16 protein-coding genes are annotated in these 20,964 nt (G+C 40.9%); 4 read left to right on the forward strand and 12 right to left on the reverse strand.

The window, feature by feature from the left end; all coding sequences use genetic code 11:
• Positions 1-11: 11 nt before the first annotated feature.
• The 3 genes from MKL35_RS18830 to MKL35_RS18840 form a co-directional block, all read right to left on the reverse strand.
• The gene (locus MKL35_RS18830) at positions 12-1,346 is read right to left on the reverse strand and encodes a D-serine ammonia-lyase (protein ID WP_004710093.1); all 1,335 of its coding nucleotides are present in this window, start codon (positions 1,344-1,346) and stop codon (positions 12-14) included.
• Positions 1,347-1,507: 161 nt separating this feature from the next.
• Positions 1,508-3,139 carry an inorganic phosphate transporter gene (locus tag MKL35_RS18835; RefSeq protein WP_004710095.1) on the reverse strand — a complete coding sequence of 544 codons (1,632 nt, stop codon included), beginning with the start codon at positions 3,137-3,139 and terminating at the stop codon, positions 1,508-1,510.
• A gap of 167 nt (positions 3,140-3,306) precedes the next feature.
• Positions 3,307-3,537 carry a hypothetical protein gene (locus tag MKL35_RS18840; RefSeq protein ID WP_033845555.1) on the reverse strand — a complete coding sequence of 77 codons (231 nt, stop codon included), beginning with the start codon at positions 3,535-3,537 and terminating at the stop codon, positions 3,307-3,309.
• A 65-nt stretch (positions 3,538-3,602) separates the two neighbouring features.
• Here MKL35_RS18840 and metH point away from each other — a divergent pair, with 65 nt between their 5' ends.
• The gene (gene metH / locus MKL35_RS18845; protein WP_270914412.1) at positions 3,603-7,289 is read left to right on the forward strand and encodes a methionine synthase; all 3,687 of its coding nucleotides are present in this window, start codon (positions 3,603-3,605) and stop codon (positions 7,287-7,289) included.
• A 67-nt stretch (positions 7,290-7,356) separates the two neighbouring features.
• Here metH and MKL35_RS18850 read toward each other — a convergent pair whose 3' ends face one another.
• Positions 7,357-7,803, reverse strand: coding sequence for a hypothetical protein (locus MKL35_RS18850; RefSeq protein WP_270914413.1), 447 nt, complete (start codon positions 7,801-7,803; stop codon positions 7,357-7,359).
• A 171-nt stretch (positions 7,804-7,974) separates the two neighbouring features.
• Between MKL35_RS18850 and MKL35_RS18855 the strand changes: the two genes are divergently transcribed.
• The gene (locus MKL35_RS18855; protein WP_032011376.1) at positions 7,975-9,120 is read left to right on the forward strand and encodes an aldose epimerase family protein; all 1,146 of its coding nucleotides are present in this window, start codon (positions 7,975-7,977) and stop codon (positions 9,118-9,120) included.
• A gap of 67 nt (positions 9,121-9,187) precedes the next feature.
• Here the strand turns inward: MKL35_RS18855 and MKL35_RS18860 are convergent, their stop codons facing one another.
• Positions 9,188-10,408, reverse strand: a complete 1,221-nt coding sequence (locus tag MKL35_RS18860; RefSeq protein WP_016804076.1) for an MFS transporter — start codon at positions 10,406-10,408, stop codon at positions 9,188-9,190.
• Between the two features lie 106 nt (positions 10,409-10,514).
• Here MKL35_RS18860 and MKL35_RS18865 point away from each other — a divergent pair, with 106 nt between their 5' ends.
• On the forward strand, positions 10,515-11,303 hold the full coding sequence (locus tag MKL35_RS18865; protein ID WP_022575057.1) for an AraC family transcriptional regulator: 789 nt from the start codon (positions 10,515-10,517) through the stop codon (positions 11,301-11,303).
• On the opposite strand, the gene MKL35_RS18870 is transcribed toward MKL35_RS18865, so the two are convergent.
• Positions 11,270-12,592 (reverse strand): glutaminase, encoded by a 1,323-nt coding sequence (locus tag MKL35_RS18870; protein WP_002054468.1) that lies wholly within the window; start codon positions 12,590-12,592, stop codon positions 11,270-11,272. The two genes, MKL35_RS18865 and MKL35_RS18870, sit on opposite strands and share 34 nt — an antisense overlap.
• Before the next feature lie 178 nt (positions 12,593-12,770).
• Positions 12,771-13,253, reverse strand: a complete 483-nt coding sequence (gene def / locus MKL35_RS18875) for a peptide deformylase (RefSeq protein WP_004710118.1) — start codon at positions 13,251-13,253, stop codon at positions 12,771-12,773.
• Positions 13,254-13,487: 234 nt separating this feature from the next.
• Between def and MKL35_RS18880 the strand changes: the two genes are divergently transcribed.
• The gene (locus tag MKL35_RS18880; RefSeq protein WP_209796346.1) at positions 13,488-14,786 is read left to right on the forward strand and encodes an MFS transporter; all 1,299 of its coding nucleotides are present in this window, start codon (positions 13,488-13,490) and stop codon (positions 14,784-14,786) included.
• Positions 14,787-14,848: 62 nt separating this feature from the next.
• On the opposite strand, the gene MKL35_RS18885 is transcribed toward MKL35_RS18880, so the two are convergent.
• The 5 genes from MKL35_RS18885 to MKL35_RS18905 form a co-directional block, all read right to left on the reverse strand.
• Positions 14,849-16,045 (reverse strand): hypothetical protein, encoded by a 1,197-nt coding sequence (locus MKL35_RS18885; RefSeq protein WP_002054411.1) that lies wholly within the window; start codon positions 16,043-16,045, stop codon positions 14,849-14,851.
• 155 nt (positions 16,046-16,200) lie between these two features.
• Entirely contained in the window at positions 16,201-17,841 is a 1,641-nt protein-coding gene (locus MKL35_RS18890) for a thiamine pyrophosphate-binding protein (protein ID WP_032011371.1), read from the reverse strand.
• A gap of 38 nt (positions 17,842-17,879) precedes the next feature.
• The gene (locus MKL35_RS18895) at positions 17,880-19,346 is read right to left on the reverse strand and encodes an aldehyde dehydrogenase (protein ID WP_032011369.1); all 1,467 of its coding nucleotides are present in this window, start codon (positions 19,344-19,346) and stop codon (positions 17,880-17,882) included.
• 13 nt (positions 19,347-19,359) lie between these two features.
• Positions 19,360-20,151, reverse strand: coding sequence for an aspartate dehydrogenase (locus MKL35_RS18900; protein ID WP_032011367.1), 792 nt, complete (start codon positions 20,149-20,151; stop codon positions 19,360-19,362).
• 15 nt (positions 20,152-20,166) lie between these two features.
• A complete protein-coding gene (locus tag MKL35_RS18905) occupies positions 20,167-20,961 on the reverse strand; it encodes an SDR family oxidoreductase (protein WP_032010794.1) in 795 nt (264 codons plus the stop codon).
• Between the last annotated feature and the right edge of the window lie 3 nt (positions 20,962-20,964).

The following is a 20,964-nucleotide window of genomic DNA, read 5'->3' on the forward strand; positions in this document are numbered from 1 at the left end:
TTTTTGTGCAATTATTTGTTTTGACTATGTGTTAAATACTTTTGCATTTCATCAGGTGGAACCATACCACCACCAGTCGCCCATACCACATGTGCCGCATGCTGTAACTTTTCAGCTGACAATTGATGCAAGGCCAAATAATCACGAGTAGTTTGCACATAATATGGCCCCATCATGCCTGCCGCTGCTGAGGGCTCAACTTGAATATTCTCAGTTTGATTTAAAAGCGCAATCAGCTCATATAAACATTCATCATGAATGGTGTAGTAACCGTCAATTAACTGCTGCATAGCACGGCCGACAAAACCAGAAGCACGGCCAACAGCCAATCCATCTGCAGCAGTAATGTTATCTAAACCAATATCGTTTACTGAAATCTGATCATGCAGCCCTGTATAAACACCTAGTAACATACATGGAGAGTGAGTCGGTTCTGCAAATATACAATGTACATGCTCACCAAAAGCGAGTTTTAACCCAAAACTCACTCCACCAGGGCCACCACCGACACCACATGGCAAATAAACAAATAATGGGTGTTCTGCATCGACTTTAATCTGTTTTTGCTCACACTGTTGTTTTAAGCGTATTCCTGCTACTGCATAACCTAAAAATAAAGTCGTCGAATTCTCATCATCAATAAAAAAACAATTTGGATCTTGTTCTGCTGCTTTACGTCCCTGCTCTACAGCGACACCATAATCACTGGCGTATTCCACAACATTGACACCTAATGAACGTAGTTTATCTTTCTTCCACTGTCTTGCATCAGCAGACATATGCACGGTCACTCTAAAACCGAGCTTCGCGCTCATAATACCGATCGATAAACCAAGATTACCTGTAGAACCTACCGCAATTTGATAATTGGAAAAAAATGCTCGAAATGCATCTTGGTCAAGTTTACTGTAATCATCATCTAACTTGAGAAGCCCTGCCTTAATTGCTAACTTTTCAGCATGAGCCAAGACTTCATAAATTCCACCACGTGCCTTGATTGAACCCGAAATAGGTAAATGACTATCTTTTTTAAGCCAAAGCTTTCCAGTAAGCTTCTGTTGTTTTTCTACAGATAAGGCTTGTTGCATATCTGCAATTTCAACTAGTTCTGATTCAATTTTTCCATGTAGTGCTTGAGTTTCTGGAAATACTTTTGCTAAGTAAGGTGCAAAACGTTCTAGCCTTGCTTCGGCATCTTTTACATCTTGCTCTGTAAGTGCTACTTTCGCGAGAGCTTCTTTTAAAGGATAACGGCTCGGATTAAACCAAAATGTTTCTTGGTAATCTTGTAATGTTTGAATGAGTGGGAATTGTTGTTTGAGTTGATCGAGTTGATCCGTTTTCATTTTATATCCTTTCATCAATTTTTGAGCTAGTCACCTAGCAATAAGTATTTGCAGTAATCATTCATTCTTTACTGAGTTTATTTGAAAAAAGCGATCTTTTTTTTAATGTGACAATAAAAAAGCCACTAATAATAGTGGCTTTTTAGATTTAAGCAGACAACTTAAATGAACTTTAAGAACAACCAATATAAACCACCTGACAAACAGATGGTCGCAGGTAAAGTAAATATCCAAGCTGATAAAATTGTCTTAATGGTATTAAAGTTTAGACCTGATTTATTTGCAACCATGGTACCCGCAACAGCACTGTTTAAAACATGAGTAGTTGAAACTGGCATACCTAAACCATCTGCTGCTGCAATAGTACTCATTGCAATAAGCTCAGCAGACATACCTTGACCATAAGTCATATGGTTCTTACCAATACGCTCACCTACAGTCACCACAATACGTTTCCAACCAACCATAGTGCCAAGACCAAGCGCTAATGCAACCGCAACTTTCACCCAGTTTGGAATGTACTGTAAGAATGAATCCAAGCTACCGCGATAATCTTTCACAAGCTTTTTCTGTGAATCATCCATTTTTGGTAAAGCATCTGCTTTGTCCAAACGTTTAAACGTGGTTGTGCTTAAATACATATCATTACGAATTTCACTAATCGCAGCTTCAGGAATATCTTTTAAGTCGCTATAGCTAGAAACACGAGCACCTAAATGATCAGTCATACTTGCCAATGCAGGTACAACTTCAGGTGTCTGTTGCTTGGTTTGAATATATTTAGTTAAAACTTCACGCGCTTTTTCATCAGTCAATTCTTGCTGATTATGGTTTAACAAAACAGCAGTTTGAGAAGAAAGCTGATGGAATGATTGAACCTGTTGTGTATCTAGGTTTTTATTTATTGAATAAGCTAACGGTACTAAACCAACCAAAATGAGCATGATGAGACCCATACCTTTTTGGCCGTCATTTGAACCGTGTGCAAAACTTACACCTGTACAGGTAAAGATTAAAATTGCACGAATGATTGCTGGTGGTGGCTTATTACCTTCAGGTGGCTGGAATAATTCTAATTGGCGTTTGAAAATAGTTTTAACCAACAAGAATAAGATTGCTGCAAAAGCAAAACCAATTAAAGGTGAAAATAATAATGCCTTACCTACTTTAATCACCTGGTCCATATCTACACCACTGGTCGTTACGCCAGTCGATGCACTCAATAGATGGTTCATAATACCCACACCCAAGATTGAACCAATCAAGGTGTGAGAGCTAGAAGCTGGGATTCCTAAGAACCAAGTACCAAGGTTCCAAAGAATTGCAGCGATTAACAATGCAAAAACCATTGCAAAGCCAGCACCGCTACCCATGTTCATGATAAGTTCAACAGGAAGCAATGCAATAATGCCATAAGCAACAGCACCACTTGCGACCATTACCCCAAGAAAATTACAAAAACCAGCCCACATGACTGCAACTGGTGCAGGCAATGCATTTGTATAAATGACCGTTGCAACTGCATTAGCAGTATCATGGAAACCGTTTACAAATTCAAAGCCCAATGCAATGAAAAGTGCAGTAGATAAAAGAATAACCGAATAAAGGCTCAAAGGTGGAACATGCGCTAAATCAGCACTAACCTGAAACCCAATATAAATAAGTGTTGCAACAATAATCGTCAGAAACACCGGCATAAAAAATTTCGGTGTTGGGACGTGTACATTCGTCGATTTTGCTTGCAGGTTTGCCGCAAGTTTTGAATCCGAAACAGGGGGTAGATTAGAATTCATGCAGACGGTAAGAGGATAATAAAATCCTCTGTATTCTTAAATTAAATTATGACAATTATATGACAAAGAGCCGCCTGATGAAGTCAATTTTTTATATTTTGACCTCATTTGATGCACCTTTCCCCGATAATTTTTATTTTATTTTTAAAATACAATAACTTAATTCATTATTTATGAGCTCCTTTTGTGCTTATTTTTACAGCAAAAAAATAAATAAAATGACCTATATGTCTATTTTTCATACAGAACAACTGTAATATTTCGGCATATTGAGCATGAAATATTTCAATATCATGATCATTTGATGAATATTTCATGAAAATTCTTTCGTTTTTGTCATAAAACACCCTCTTTTTTATTTTTTTACTTATTGTCTCATGACCTTCGTAGGTCATCATTTGTGCTGCTATTCTGTTACAATAGCGCCGCATTTTTAAATTCATATAAAAGATCGGGGTTTTCTATGTCTACGCTTGCCACCCTAAAAGCGCTTCTTGCTAAACGCATTCTGATTATTGATGGTGCTATGGGAACTATGATCCAGCGCCATAAATTAGAAGAAGCCGACTACCGTGGTGAGCGTTTTGCCGATTGGGCACATGACTTAAAGGGTAATAATGACCTTTTAGTTTTGACACAACCTCAAATTATTCAAGGCATTCATGAAGCTTATCTTGATGCTGGTGCAGATATTATTGAAACCAACAGCTTTAATGGCACGCGTGTTTCAATGTCTGACTATCACATGGAAGATCTTGTTCCAGAGATTAACCGTGAAGCAGCACGTTTAGCAAAAGCAGCTTGCGAAAAGTATTCAACTCCAGAAAAACCACGTTTTGTTGCTGGTGTACTTGGACCGACATCGCGTACTTGTTCAATTTCACCGAATGTAAATGACCCTGCTTTTCGTAACATTACCTTTGATGAGTTAAAAGAAAACTACATTGAAGCGACTCATGCACTGATTGAAGGCGGTGTAGATATCATTTTGATTGAAACCGTATTCGATACATTAAACTGTAAAGCAGCGATTTTTGCAGTCAAAGAAGTCTTTAAACAAATTGGTCGTGAATTACCAATTATGATTTCAGGGACAATTACCGATGCATCAGGTCGTACTTTAACAGGTCAGACTGCGGAAGCTTTCTGGAATTCTGTGCGCCATGGTGATTTGCTTTCAATTGGTTTTAACTGTGCCCTTGGTGCAGATGCCATGCGTCCTCACGTAAAAACTATTTCTGATGTTGCAGATACTTTCGTTTCAGCACACCCCAATGCGGGCTTACCAAACGCATTTGGTGGATATGACGAAACACCTGAGCAAACTGCAGCTTTCTTAAAAGAATTTGCCGAAAGCGGTTTAATTAATATTACTGGTGGTTGCTGTGGTACTACACCAGATCATATCCGCGCTATTGCTAATGCAGTTAAAGACATTGCGCCTCGCCAAGTACCTGAAACCGTACCTGCTTGTCGCCTAAGTGGTTTAGAACCATTTAATATTTATGATGACTCTCTCTTTGTAAACGTTGGTGAACGTACTAACGTTACCGGTTCTAAGAAATTCTTACGTCTCATTCGCGAAGAAAACTTTGCAGAAGCTTTAGAGGTTGCACAGCAACAAGTGGAAGCTGGCGCGCAAATTATCGACATTAACATGGATGAAGGGATGCTCGATTCGCAAAATGCGATGGTGCATTTCTTAAATCTTGTAGCATCAGAACCTGATATTTCACGTGTGCCAATCATGATTGACTCATCAAAATGGGAAATCATTGAAGCTGGCTTAAAATGCGTACAAGGTAAACCCGTTGTTAACTCGATTTCTTTAAAAGAAGGTTATGACGAGTTTGTCGAAAAAGCCCGCCTCTGCCGTCAATATGGTGCCGCAATTATTGTAATGGCTTTTGATGAAGCTGGACAGGCTGACACTGCTGAACGTAAACGCGAAATCTGTAAGCGTTCATACGATATTTTAGTGAATGAAGTAGGCTTCCCTGCTGAAGATATTATTTTTGACCCGAACGTGTTCGCAGTAGCAACTGGTATTGAGGAACATAACAACTACGCGGTCGATTTTATCGAGGCGACAGGTTGGATTAAACAGAACTTACCTCACGCTATGATTTCTGGTGGTGTATCGAACGTTTCGTTCTCGTTCCGTGGTAACGAGCCTGTTCGTGAAGCCATTCACTCGGTGTTCTTGTACCATGCCATTAAGCAAGGCATGACCATGGGTATTGTGAACGCTGGGCAAATGGCAATTTATGATGATATTCCAGCCGAGCTAAAAGAAGCTGTTGAAGATGTCATATTAAACCAAAACCAAGGTGAATCTGGTCAAGCTGCGACTGAGAAACTGCTTGAAGTAGCAGAAAAATACCGCGGACAAGGCGGTGCTGCCAAAGAAGCCGAGAACCTTGAATGGCGTAATGAGTCGGTTGAAAAACGTCTTGAATATGCATTGGTTAAAGGTATTACCACTTATATTGACCAAGACACCGAAGAAGCTCGCTTAAAATCTAAACGTCCTTTAGATGTGATTGAAGGATCGCTGATGGACGGTATGAACGTGGTTGGTGACTTGTTTGGTTCAGGCAAAATGTTCTTACCACAGGTTGTGAAATCTGCCCGTGTAATGAAACAAGCTGTAGCATGGCTCAACCCATACATTGAGGCTGAGAAGTCTGAAGGACAATCTAAAGGTAAAGTCCTAATGGCAACGGTAAAAGGCGATGTACACGATATTGGTAAGAATATTGTAGGCGTGGTACTTGGCTGTAATGGTTATGACATTGTTGACCTTGGTGTAATGGTCCCTTGCGAGAAGATCTTACAAACTGCAATTGATGAAAAATGTGACATCATTGGCTTGTCTGGTCTGATCACTCCATCTTTAGATGAAATGGTATTTGTTGCGAAAGAAATGCAACGCAAAGGCTTTAACATTCCTTTATTGATTGGTGGTGCGACGACGTCTAAAGCCCACACGGCAGTAAAAATTGACCCTCAGTATCAGAATGATGCAGTAATTTATGTTGCCGATGCTTCACGTGCTGTAGGTGTTGCTACAACCTTGCTTTCTAAAGACATGCGAGGTGCATTTATTGAAGAGCACCGTGCTGAATATGCCAAAATTCGTGAACGTTTAGCCAACAAACAACCAAAAGCGGCCAAACTGACTTATAAAGAGTCGGTTGAAAATGGTTTTAAAATTGATGAAAGCTACGTGCCAACAAAACCAAATCTTTTAGGAACACAAGTTTTAAAGAATTATCCGCTTGCAACACTCGTGGATTATTTTGACTGGACACCATTCTTTATTTCTTGGAGCTTGGCAGGTAAATTCCCGAAAATTTTAGAAGATGAAGTGGTCGGCGAAGCTGCAACAGATTTGTACAACCAAGCTCAAGCAATGTTAAAAGATATTATCGACAACAATCGTTTTGATGCCCGTGCTGTATTCGGTATGTTCCCTGCACAGCGCACTGACGCTGACACCGTCAGCGTATTTGATGAAGCGGGTCAAAATGTTACGCATACTTTTGAGCACTTACGCCAGCAATCTGACAAAGTGACAGGTAAACCAAACTTGTCTTTGGCAGATTACATTCGTAATGACCGTGAGCAGCAGGACTACTTAGGCGGATTCACTGTATCGATTTTTGGTGCAGAAGAACTGGCAAATGAATACAAAGCCAAAGGTGATGATTACTCTGCAATTTTAGTTCAGTCACTAGCCGACCGTTTTGCAGAAGCTTTTGCCGAACACTTACATGAACGCATTCGTAAAGAGTTCTGGGGCTATAAAGCTGATGAACAGCTCAGCAATGAAGAACTGATTAAAGAGAAATATGTCGGTATTCGCCCTGCACCAGGTTACCCTGCTTGCCCTGAGCACTCTGAAAAGGCAGTGTTATTTGATTGGTTAGGCTCTACAGATAAAATTGGTACTAAACTGACTGAACACTTTGCAATGATGCCACCATCTTCGGTGAGTGGTTTCTATTATTCTCATCCACAAAGTGAATACTTTAACGTGGGCAAAATCTCTCAAGACCAACTTGAAGATTATGCAAAACGTAAAGGTTGGACACTAGATGAAGCGAAGCGTTGGTTAGCGCCTAATTTAGACGACTCGATTGTTTAAGTTTAAGTAATAATAAAAAAATCCCCTCTAGTGAGGGGATTTTTTTATTTATTGGAGTTACTGAAATTTATCGGATCTGAACTTCCTCAACCCTTAAGTGATGCATGATCTCTCGAACAAATACAAAGTAGGTAAAAACATAAAGATGATCTGAGGCTACTTGATTCGTGTAGTAACTCAAACGCTCAATAAAATCATTAAATCCATGCTCAAGCTCAATACGGCTGATTTGCTTTTTAGCACTAAAAAATAACTCACTGAGTTGTGTCATGGCGGTATCAGCCGTAACGGCTACACCATTTATATTGAGATTTCTGAGAAGCTGAGATTCTATGATTTCTTCAATAAAATAAATCATCTTTTCAATAGCAAGTTCATCAATCACACCATTATTGATACTTTTTGAATTAATAAAACCTAAGCCCTGCTCAAGGTGAATATGTTGGCTGTCTACATCAAACGAGAGACTTTTTAGACCAAGTGAAAATTTTAAAATTGAATTGGGATGATTCATAAAAATAGCTTATTGTTGAGTTTTACTAATAGGATTAGTGCTAGTTTGTTCAATACTTAACATTAAGTGATCGATTATTATTAACACTATATATAATAAAAACCTCTTTAAAAAGACGAAAAATCAATCTTATATTCATGCAATCTAACTATTAAAAAATAGAGTATAAGCATGAAAAAACTAGCAATTTTAGGTGTTACGATTTACAGCTTTGCACAACTGGCAAATGCAGCAACCTTAAATGTAAAGCCATATGGCACGACTCAAGACGGTCAAAAAGTTGAACTCTATACCATGAGCAATAACAACGGTGTCTCGGTATCTTTTATCAGTTTCGGTGGTGTAATTACCCAGATTTTGACTCCCGATGCACAAGGCAAACAAAATAATATTGTTTTGGGCTTTGATGACTTAAAAGGCTATGAAGTCACTGATACCAAGGAAGGCATTCATTTTGGTGGTTTGATTGGTCGTTATGCGAACCGGATTGGTAATGCTAAATTTAGCTTAGATGGAAAAACGTATAACCTCGAAAAAAATAATGGCCCGAACTCATTACATAGCGGGAATCCTGGTTTTGATAAACGTGTTTGGCAAGTTAAACCTCTCGTCTCTCAAGGTGAAACCGTTAAAGCTTCTCTGAAGTTAACCAGTCCAAATGGTGATCAAGGTTTTCCCGGAAAATTAGATGTAGAAGTAATCTACAGTCTTTCAGATCAAAATGAATTTAAGATTGAATATAAAGCCAAAACTGATCAACCGACAGTTGTTAATCTCACCAACCATAGTTATTTCAATTTATCAGGCGCTGGCAATAATCCTTATGGTGTGCTCGATCATATTGTCCAACTCAATGCAGACCGTATATTAGTAACCGATCAAAACTCTTTACCAACAGGTGAAATTGCTTCAGTTACAGGTACGCCTTTTGACTTTCGGAAGCCTAAAGCAATTGTGAAAGATATTCGAGCGAATAATCAGCAACTCGCCTATGGATATGGCTATGACCAAACTTGGGTAATTAATCAAAAGTCTCAAGGGAAACTCAATCTTGCAGCGATTGTGGTTGACCCAAAATCTAAACGGACCATGCAAGTCTTAACCACTGAACCAAGTGTCCAAATGTATACAGCCAATCATTTACTCGGAAATATTGTTGGTGCAAATGGCGTACTCTACCGACAAGCAGATGCGCTAGCATTAGAAACGCAGCACTTTCCAGACAGCCCAAATCAACCGGCTTTCCCGTCTACACGTTTAAACCCAAATCAAACTTATAACAGTGTCACCGTATTTAAGTTTGGTATTCAAAAATAGTTTTTTAATTGGAACTAACGTTATTTAAAAAAGACTCTCAGTTGAATATGGCTGAGAGTCTTTTCATTTATTTAACTTTTGTGTTTGGTAAAAGTGCTGTTGCAAAACCAAGTAATGGCAACAATGAACATAAACCAAATACCCATTCAATACCGTTAATATCCGCTAAATGCCCTAGCCCCGCTGCGGCAATACCACTTACCCCAAACATCAGACCAAACATTAAACCCGCAATCATACCCACACGGCCCGGAACAGCTTCTTGCGCATACACCACCATCGCTGCAAAAGCCGATGACAACACCAAACCAGCAATAATTGAGAAAACCGTTGTCCAAAACAAGTTTGCATACGGCATCATTAATGCAAAGGGTGCCATACCAACAAATGAAACCCAAATCACAGCTTTACGGCCAATCTTATCGCCAATTGGACCACCAGCAAATGTACCTACTGCCACAGCCGCCAAAAAGGCAAATAAGTGTAATTGAGCTGTTTGAATGCTGATATGGAACTTTTGAATTAAGTAAAAGGTAAAGTAGTTACTGATGCTCGCAATGTAGGTAAATTTGGCAAACATCAACAAACTAATTGTGCCCAAGGCGATAATGAGCTTACGGCCATGCAATTTAGTATGTGCTTGGGTAGCACGCGCAACTACCTGACTTTTAGCATGACTCACGGTCCAACGGCTTACGCCAAATAAAACCCAAATTGCTAAAAGTGCAAATATCACCAAACCCGCAACTGCATGCTGCCCAAATGGAACAATTAATAACGCTGCTAATAATGGGCCAATCGCAGTACCTGTGTTTCCGCCCACTTGGAAAGTCGACTGAGCTGTACCGAAGCGCCCGCCCGATGCCATTCGTGCTACCCGTGAAGCTTCTGGATGAAAGGTTGCAGACCCTACCCCAATAAGCGCAGATGCACATAACAACACGGCAAAACTTGGCGAAAAGGCTAACAAGATAATGCCGCAGAATGTGACTACCATTCCGAGTGGGAGAAGATACGGTTTTGGATGTTTATCGGTATAAAGTCCAATCCAAGGCTGTAGCAGCGAGCCTGTAATTTGATATACAAACGAGATCAGGCCAACCTCCGCAAAACTCAGCGAAAAGTTTGCTTTTAGCATTGGATAGATAGCTGGTAACACCGCCTGAATTAAATCATTCAGTAAATGTGCAACCGCCACGGCGCCTACAATTTTAATAATCATTCCTTGAGGCTGATCATTTGCAACGGTATTGGCAATACCATCTTTCAATTGTATTGAAGACGTCATACCTGAAAAACTCCAATATTTTTAAATGAGATGCTTATTGTAAATTGTCGCTTATAAAGTTATCTTCCAATAATCATCGTATAAATGACAATTTCTAGGATAATTTATGTCCGATTCTCTTATTCAGTCCGATTTGTCTGAACTGGTGATTGGGCTATCTTCCGAGCATTCTTACCGAGAAATCACCCCAACCCATACGCATACACGTGCGCAGTTTTTATATGCATCTACTGGAACTATTCAGGTTTTCACACCGAATAATGTGTGGATTGTGCCACCCATGTGTGCGTTATGGATTCCAGCACATGTAGAGCACAGTGTGATTTCACTGAGTCACGTGAAGTTAAATACGGCATTGGTTGAAGTAAATGCAGCCGCTCTAATGGGACAACATTGCTTTATTATTCGGGTGAGTAACCTGTTGCATGAACTTTTAATACGTTTAAATGAAATTGAACGAGAGGAAACTCCAAATACAGCAACCTCCCAAGAGCTTTCCCGTTCTTTACAAATTTTGATTTTTGAAGAAATACATCGGGCCAATTTATTGCCTATCCAGATACCGTGGCCGAAAGACAAAAGACTCTTAAAAATTTGCCAAGAGTTATTACATATACCTGACAGTTCAAAAGATTTAACAGATTGGGCTGATGATATTGGCACGAGTTCTAGAACTTTAATGCGTATGTTCCAGAAAGAAACCGGGCTATCTTATCGGGCATGGATACAACAAATGCATATTGCGCTTGCCTTGAGTAAAATCGCGAATGGTGAATCTATTTCTCAAATTTCAGAGTCACTGGGGTATACAAACCCCAGCGCGTTCAGTGCGATGTTTAAGCGACATCTAGGAAAAACACCTCAGCAATTTAGAAGTGCCGCGATGTCGCTATAAGTCTTTTTTTTTGCAGGTAGGTCATGCTTTTCGAGCAAATCATCGAAATCGTGATAAACATGAAGTTCTCTGTCTTTACCAGTTCTCGCATGATCTAGGCGCTGTTCTGGATCGACTAGAACAAGTGTATGTCCATCATCAATTAAACGATCTAAGCCTTCTAAAAACATACGTTTACCCACATCGTGGATAAGTGAAATCTGGGTTAAATCAATGACGATTGTGCTTTGATCAATTGTCTCGTCTTGTAAAATACGCAATAACATTTCAGCTTCAGTAAACTTCAACACACCACGCAGCACATACACACTCAATGATGCATCTTTTCCAGTGCGATAATGGCTTTGTACAATGGTTTGTGCAGAAGGTGTTCCTTCCATGAGGTGTAACCCCATGTCACGAGATAATCGCTCTAAAATATCGATTCCGCGAACACTATGACCATGTTCATCTAGTCGAGGTGAAAAAGCAGCCATACTGACCTGACCCGGTAGCACACCCAAGATACCCCCTGCTACACCACTTTTAGCAGGAATACCTACAGTTGAAAGCCAGTCACCCGCGGCATCATACATACCACAGCTCATCATGACACTAAGTACTTGTCTAACCACAGATCGATTTAGTAAGCGCTTTCCAGTTTTAGGGTCGACTCCACCATTGGCAAGCACACTGCCCATGCGTACCAAATCTTTCACTGTAACCATAATCGCACATTGGCGAATGTACCCATTCACAATATCGACGGGGTCAGTTTCTAAAATCCCCACCGTTCGCAACATATAACCGATCGAAAGATTACGGTAGGCTGTTTTGACTTCCGAATCATAAACAGACTCATCAAAACTTAATTCGCGGCCTGCAAGCTCACTCATAAAACGGCGTAGAATTTCTGCGCTATGCAAACCATGTTTGACCTGAATCAAGGAATGTACAGTAATTGCGCCAGAGTTGATCATCGGATTTTTTGGTCGGCCATCTTTACCCAATGAAATTTCATTAAAGGCTTCCCCTGACGGCTCCACCCCTACTTTCGCGAGTACTGCATCAATGCCAAGTTGTTGCAAAACGTAGGCATATACAAAAGGTTTAGAAATCGATTGTATGGTGAACTCAACATCATCATCGCCGACCGAATAAATTTCCCCATCTACCGTAGACATTGCTAAAGCTAATCGATTTGGGTTTGCATTTGCCAACTCAGGAATATAATCGGCGAGATGACCGCTGTTATCGACGTCACAGGCTTCTATAACATTTGCCAAATAATCTGGGAGAGGGGTTTTCATGGTCAGTAACCTTAAATGAGGAGATTTACAACATCGCGCAAAATTTCAGCACAACCTGCTGATAATATTAAAATTATATCTTTTGTAATGATTTAAATATCACGCTATAAGTATTGTAATTCCTATAACTTCTCCATTTCAAGCTCATTATAGGTTTTTCAAAACTTTAAAGAGATGGTTAGCTTATTCTTTCTACAAACAAGATCCCATTTAAATGATCAATTTCATGTTGAACAATACGAGCAGGAAAACCATGAAAAACGCTTTCAATCGTCTCACCCTGAAGTGTTAAGTATTTCACCTTAACCATTTCTGCGCGTTCAACTTGTCCACGTTCGTCTGGCACACTTAAGCAGCCTTCTTCACCTAAACAAACTTCGTTTGAGAACTCTAAAATTTCAGGATTTACCATAACCACAGCATCCATTTCAGGTGCATCCGGATAGCGTGGATTTGGTCGAGATGCCACAATAATGACGCGTTTAGAGATATACACTTGCGGTGCTGCAATCCCAACCCCATTACGTTCAAGCATTGTTGCATGCATAGCGTCAGCAAGTTGATAAAGCCAATTACTGTTTAGCTCATTTGCCGAAACAGGAGCTGCGATCAATTTCAAAATATCTTCACCACGCTTCGCGACAGGTAAAACTACGCTCATCCTTTGAATCTCTCATTAAACTGGCTATGACAAGTTTTATTGTGTCGCTGAACAGGCCAAAAGAAAAGTCATTCCGACATCTGTTTTTGTTTCATCTAAAGCATTTTTTGTTTTAAAGCTTTTTTAGCTTACTAAGTAAAATCCACATATCCCTATAGAACAAATTTCCTCCATTTACTTTTATTTCACTTTTCCATTAATATCCTAACTTCAATTACAACAATTAAGTAAAAAATGGATCAAGAATTAACTTTGCAGGACGCGAACTACCTCACTAAAGAAGATAAACGAACCCTCGCCCTTTCTTCACTCGGTGGCGCTTTAGAGTTTTACGATTTTGTGATTTATGTATTTTACGCAAAAATCATTTCCGACCTCTTTTTTCCAAGCACGCTTAGTCCGTTTTGGGCCATGCTCAACACTTACGGCATTTTTGCAGCAGGTTACTTTTTCCGCCCTTTAGGTGGGGTTGTCATGGCCCATTTTGGTGACTTGGTCGGGCGTAAGAAGCTCTTTTCACTTTCAATTTTGCTGATGGCACTGCCTACCCTATTTATCGGGATTTTGCCCACCTTTGAAAATATCGGATATTTGGCACCGCTACTTTTATTGCTTATGCGTGTGGTGCAAGGGATTGCGATTGGGGGGGAAATTCCAGCTGCATGGACCTTTATAACGGAACACGTCCCTGAAAGAAAAATCGGACTGGCAAATGGGTTACTCACAGCTGGGCTGTCTTTAGGAATTTTACTAGGTGCACTGATGTCTTTATGGATTTCACTGAATTTTAGTGAAGGACAAATCCATGATTGGGCTTGGCGTATACCTTTTATTACAGGTGGTATTTTTGGTCTCGTTGCACTTTATTTAAGAACGTATTTAAAAGAAACACCTGTATTTAAAGCCATGCAGGCACGTAAAGAAATTTCAAAAGAAATGCCTGTAAAACAAGTCTTAAAAACGCATAAAACAGCTGTTGCGATTGGCATGTTATTTACATGGTTTTTAACGGGCTGTGTAGTGGTAGTGATTTTAGCCATGCCAAATTTGTTGATTGGTTCATTTGGTTTTGATCGTGCGCAGACTTTTGAAATGCAGAGTGCAGCTATTATCATGCAAATGGTCGGCTGTATTTTGGCAGGTTATTTTGCTGACCGTTTTGGCTGTGGCAAAGTCATGATGGCCGGTGCGCTTGCTGTGGCACTGACAGCAGCAGTTTTTTATAACAGTTTAGGTCATGCCGCACATTCAACCATTTTTGGTTTATATATGTTGCTGGGCCTATGCTCAGGTACTGTCGGTATGGTGTCGAGCAGTATGGTTAAAATGTTCCCCGCGCCTGTTCGCTTCTCTGGCATTTCGTTTTCTTATAATTTGTCTTATGCAATTGTGGGTGGTATGACACTGCCTTTAGTGCATTGGCTCAGCCAATATAGTGATATTGGTGCGATGTATTATATTTTCGCGCTAACAATTTTGGCCTTTGTAACTGCCTTTGTGTTTTGGAATAAGTTTGAAAAAAACAGGTATTAAAAATTTTCACTTATTAAATAAAAAAACCACGCCGATTGCGTGGTTTTTTAATATTGCTTACTTTAGAAAGTAAACCCGATATTAAAGTTAATACGGTATAGCCATTTATCACTGTTAGGTGAAGTGGCAGAGGTATACCCTGTTGAGTTGGTCGACCCACCAATAATGTTGGAGTTTTTACCCCACGTATAGTCTGCCCAAACCATAAATGGCGAAGCAATAAACATCATGCCTGTAGTGTTCATTTGCGAGTCTGACCAATCATCACGTTTTTTATCGAGATAACTATAGTCATTATAAAACTTAATGGCTTTTAACTTGCCCATATTAGTGACAGGTAACGTATAAGCAAGGTTTAAACTGGCAATCGTACCTTCTGAAGCAATGAAATAAGCAGGTGTAAAGCCATTATTGCCCATTAAAGTCATGTCATTATTTACACCATCTGGGTTTTTAGCATCATATTGATAGTGAATGACAGAGCTTTGTAAATTAAAGCGATTGTAGTTGTTTTCGGTATGCAAACCGACTGCATAATACTTGCCGTCTTTATCGGTCACTTTGTTATGTAACTGTGCAATCGCGCCAGAAACACCAAACTCCTGTTTACCAAAATCGGTTTCTAACTTGCGAACAATGCGGGTATTGATCTGATTACGCTTTTCATTTTGATAGGCTTTTTGAGATGGAAAAGCATTTCCTGCCAAGTCATCATAAGTTGCACTCTCAGGTGAATAACGCAAGTTGGTCTCTAACATTTGCGGGTAATAACCGAGTTTTACATCCCAATCTTTGTCGTGATAATTCCAGTTAAGTCCCGGCGCAATGTTATTTCCATACCCTAAAAAGAATGGAATGTGATAGGTCCAGCCATTTTGCGGATAGGGATAAATTGTAAAAGGTTTATAAACCAGACCTGCTTCAATGCTGTTATTGGCATTTAAGTTATAGCCAACGTATGCCTTTTCAATAGATGTTTTCTGCTGATCTTGAAATAGATAGCTGGCGTTGATGTAAGCATCATCAAACTTACCTTTTAAATCGACTCTGAAAATATCAAAATAGAGCTTACCGAAACCGCGGTTTGGGCCTTCCCAATCTTCATAGCGCTGATTTAACCGAACCACCCCACCTAACTTTAATGAGTCGGTGCCGTCATCACTTTTCCATTCAAGCAATGAGTCTTTTGCAAATGCATTGACGCTTACCCCCATCGTAAGCTGCGCAATGAATGCCATGATCAATGAAGTCTTTTTCATCTCTACATCCTTGATTGAGTTCCAGCGTCCTGCTGGAACTTTATTTGTTTTACCTGTAAAACTTCGTTTTTATTGTTTTTTAGACAAAAAAATTTATCTAAAAAAAGGATGGCTTAGCAGCTCCCATCGCATATGTACTAAACCATCCAAACTGGTTAATACAGTTTCTTTTGCGGTGGACCCGCGAAGTTTAATGGTCCAATCGAGTTCATATCGAGTTCGATTACGGTTGGCCCTTCAAAAGCGACAGCCTCTTGAATAACCGTTTTAAACTCTTCTGCACTACCGACTTTCCAGCTTTTCACACCCATTGATTCGCCAAGAAGTTTATAGTCTGGAGTATGCAGTTCATTGAAATACTGGCGACCACCAAAGTAGTTATTTTGAATGCCACGCATTACGCCATAACCACCGTCATTCATAATCATTAGGACCATATTGGTGTTTTCTTGCACCATAGTTGCAATTTCACCAATACCAAGCATTAAGCCGCCATCGCCGACTAAACCAATTACTTTTTTGTCAGGGTTAGCAACTGAAGCACCGATTGCTGTTGCAAGGCCTAACCCAATTGCACCCGCAAGTGAGTGGATGTTTTGGTTTGGCGCTTGTACTGGGAATAAACGACTGCCCCATGTACTACCCGACATGGTGATGTCACGTACAAAAATACCGTCTTGCGGTAAAGCTGCACGTAAGTGATCACAAATTAAAGCGTACTGATCGATTTGCTTACGCAGCGCATCAATTGCAGCTTGTTTAGCCGCCACTACAGCAGTATCGTAATCGGCATCAACTTTTGAAGTACCTTGAAGTTGTTCTAACACACGTGTTAAGACATCTTTGGCATCGCCACAAATGAAGTTGCGGATTTTGTAATTACGTTGCTGAGCCACTGGGTTGGCATCTACCTGAATAATGTTTTCAGGGAATTCAACCGAATAAGTTTTGGTTTCATTACTACGTAAACGAGAACCCACTACCACCATCAGGTCAGCATCTTTTAATAATTGCTCAACACCTGCCGAGTTATGGAACGCACCTAAACTACGTGGATGATCATCTGGCAACACCCCACGAGCATGAGTCGATGAAACAACCGGAATACCTAAATCTGCAATTGCTTTCACTTCTGCAACGCTATTTAAAGTTCCACCGCCAATCCAGAAAATCGGACGTTTTGCTTTTTTAATTTCGTTTACCAGAAGATCGATTTCAGCTTGCTCTGCCTGTGGCAACTCAAGTGCTTTGACTGGTCCTAAGTTAAGTGGCAAATCAATCTCTGCTGCTTGTACATCAATGGGTAGCTCAACACTTACTGGTCCCATTGGAACAGTGGTTGCGACACGAATAGCCTCACGAATCACGCCAACAGCATTGTCTGGACTGGTAATACGAAACGCCGCTTTGCTTGATGCTCGTAAGAATGTAAGTTGGTCTTTAGTTTCATGAATAAAGCTTGCATCACGGTCGAGATATTCACGCTCAACTTGACCAGTTAAATGCAATACAGGACTACCCGCATTCATTGCTTCAATCAGTGAACCCACCGCATTACCTGCCCCAGCACCCGTACTGGTCAGCGCTACACCTAAGCCTTTAAAACGTGAGTGTGCATCTGCCATGGTGACTGCACCCGCTTCACCACGCGCTGCGACAAAGCGCATTTTTTCACGGCGCCCTACTGCATCGGCAATAGGTAAATTGTGGATGGAAATAACACCATAAATACTATCAACTTGGTGCGCTTCTAATACTCTTGCGATTGCTTCGCCTACATTTACACGTTCAGTCATGTCTGTTCCTCAAAATTTGTTTTCAGTCCTTGAATTTATTAATCGCACCAAGGGTTAGGCTGTTCATTCAGCCCCATATAGATACTCTTTTGTTGCATGTACGATAAAATGCCCAAACGGCCTTTTTCGCGCCCAATCCCACTGTCTTTAAAGCCACCAAACGGCGCACTAATCGAGAATTTTTTGTAGGTATTAATCCATACCGTTCCCACTTCTAAAGCACGTGCAATTCGCCAAGCTTTGCGATAGCTTTCAGTCCAGATACCTGCGGCAAGACCAAAACAACTATCATTGGCTTGGGCAATTAAATCTTGCTCGTTGTCATATTTCATAACGACTAAAACAGGACCAAAAATTTCTTCCTGACAGGTTTGAGCACTGTTATTTAAGCCCGTGATAATGGTGGGTAAGTAATAGCTTCCTTTCGCATAGTCACCAGTCGTAAGTGCCTCACCACCAATCAGAACCTGACCACCTTCGCTTTTGGCAAGTTGCACATAGCGGTCAACTGACTGCAAATGTTTGTCATTGACCAGTGGCCCTAAATGCACACCAGCTTGTTCTGGATGGCCCACACGTAAGCCTTTGGTAATTTCAACTAAACGCGTTAAAAACTGATCGTAAAGACTGCTATGAATAAACAAGCGAGAACCTGCGATACACGCTTGGCCTGCCGAGCTAAAAATTCCGTACGCCACACCTTTAGCAGCCAATTCAACGTCTGCATCCGGCAAAACGATGGTTGGTGACTTACCACCCAACTCAAGTGAAGTGGTAATCAGTTTGTCAGCGGCAATGTGTGCCAAATGTCGCCCCGTGGTTGTTCCACCCGTAAAAGAGATTTTACGAACCAGCGGGTGCTGAGCAATTGCGTCACCAATGATAGAACCACGACCAACTAGCACACTAAGTAAGCCTTTTGGTAAACCTGCTTCTTCAAAAATTTTGGCAAGCTCTAAAGCAATGAGTGAAGTTGCTTCTGCTGGTTTTAACACCACGGCATTTCCTGCTGCCAAAGCTGGAGCAAGCTTTTGAACTTCACTCGCAATTGGAGAGTTCCAAGGGGTAATTGCTGCCACAACACCCACTGGTTCATGCACGCTCATGGTCATAAAGTCTGGAGCACGTTGAGTGGTGAGCTCATCGTTCAATGTTTCACATGCCGCAGCAACATAACGTGCAGTTGCCGCCGCGCTCATCACCAAGCCACGAGTTTCGGTTAAAGGCTTACCATTATCACGTGTTTGTAATTTCGCTAACTCATCTACACGCGCTTCAATAATGTCTGCAACTTTGTAGAGAATACGTGCGCGCTCATGCGGCAAACTGTTTTTCCAGCTCGGTTCACGCCACGCCTGATCTGCTTTTTCAATTGCTTCATTTACATCTTCAAGCGTTGCTGTTGAAAGCTCAGCGTTAACCGACTGATCTGCCGGAAACAGGCTTTGAATGACTGCACCACGGCCTAAACGCCATTCACCCGCAATATAAATTTCCTTTGCCATGATCAAATCCTTCTTAAATCTGTATTGCTTCTACACTGTTGCGACAAGCACGAATCACGCTAAGCGCAGCCAAAGTTGATGTTTTCGGGTTACTTGGCAGCGGTACTCCCACCAGTTCAATGGTCATTTGCCCAAAGCCACCTTCTGCTACAATGGTGTGTTTATTTTTGTTGATGGTTGGATCAACAGTTAACTCAACCATGGTTTCATCCATTCCAAGCCCTGCAAGTGCAATGGTTGCTGCAACATTGGCGTTGGCAGGAAATTTCATGGCAGCTTCACGGGCAGTTCCAGTAAAAAAGACCGTAGGTTCTGAAACATGGTCTAAATCGACCAATTGCTCTGCATAACTGCCCTTCCAGCTTTTTGGACTTTTACAGCCTTTATAAGTGACTTTTTGCAAACCACCTTCTTTGGCCGCAGAAATACCGTCAATACCTGCGATAGCCCCTGCCAGTAAATGCAGATGGGCATCATTTTTTTCAGCAGTTTGTTTAAGCTGAATTAAAAACTCGCTATCAGCCAAAGTACCCACCGAAATCAGACCAATGGTCCAGCCTTTCGCTAAAACTTTTTGAGCATGCTCTTTCACGGCTGCTTGACCTGCCACCTCAATGACATAGTCTGGCGTACCATCACATTGCTCAATATCTGAAATCACCTGAATGTCAGACGTGACTTGTGATTGAACTTTTTCAATACTGCGAGATGGCACGACAATCCATTTAAGTTGCAGATCTTGAGGCAAATGGGCATACACTTCTGCTGCCATTGCGCCAAAACCAATCATCATCAACTTTTTCATGACAGCACCTGATATTTATAAATGTTTGTTAAAACCACCTGAGACATCTATTGCCGAACCTGTGGTGTAAGATGCCAATGGTGATGCCAAGAAAACTAAAGCACGTGCAGGCTCTTCCGGGCGGCCTAAACGCTGCATTGGGATACCACGGTTTTTTGCGATATTGCCGGTCCACTCTTCCCATGACAGATTTAAATCTGAACGGGTCTCATAACGGCGTTTCCACTGCGCAGATTCGACCATACCGAGTAAAATCGAGTTCACACGAATGCCATATTGAGTAAATTCATGTGCCAAAGAATGGGTTAAATTCAACAGTGCAGCGCGTGCAGATGAAGTCGCAATCATGTGCGGTTCTGGTTGCAATGCCAGTAACGAGTTCACATTGGTAATTGAGGCATTTGCCGACTGTTTTAAGTCGTCAAGAAAAGCACGTACCGGATGTAAAACACTGAAATATTTCAGCTCAATTTCTTTCATCCAGTCTTCATCTTGCGTGTTTTCAAAATTTGAAACACGACCTTGCCCAGCATTGTTAATGAGCATATCCACGTTGCCCAAATTGAGTTTGACCTCTTTGGCAAATTGCTGAACTTCTTCTTTTTTCAACACATTACATGCTTTGGTAAAAATATTGGCATGTGGAAATTTTTCTAAAATATAGTGCTTAGAAGCATTTAAACGTTCTTCATCGCGACCACACCACGCAACTTTTGCACCCTCTGCAACCAGTATTTCAACAGCAGCCAGCCCAATCCCAGATGAGCCACCGGTAACAACTGCAACTTTTCCTTCAACTTGGAAGCTCATAAT

This window comes from Acinetobacter sp. AOR41_HL (assembly GCF_027854645.1).
Lineage (GTDB): Bacteria > Pseudomonadota > Gammaproteobacteria > Pseudomonadales > Moraxellaceae > Acinetobacter > Acinetobacter nosocomialis.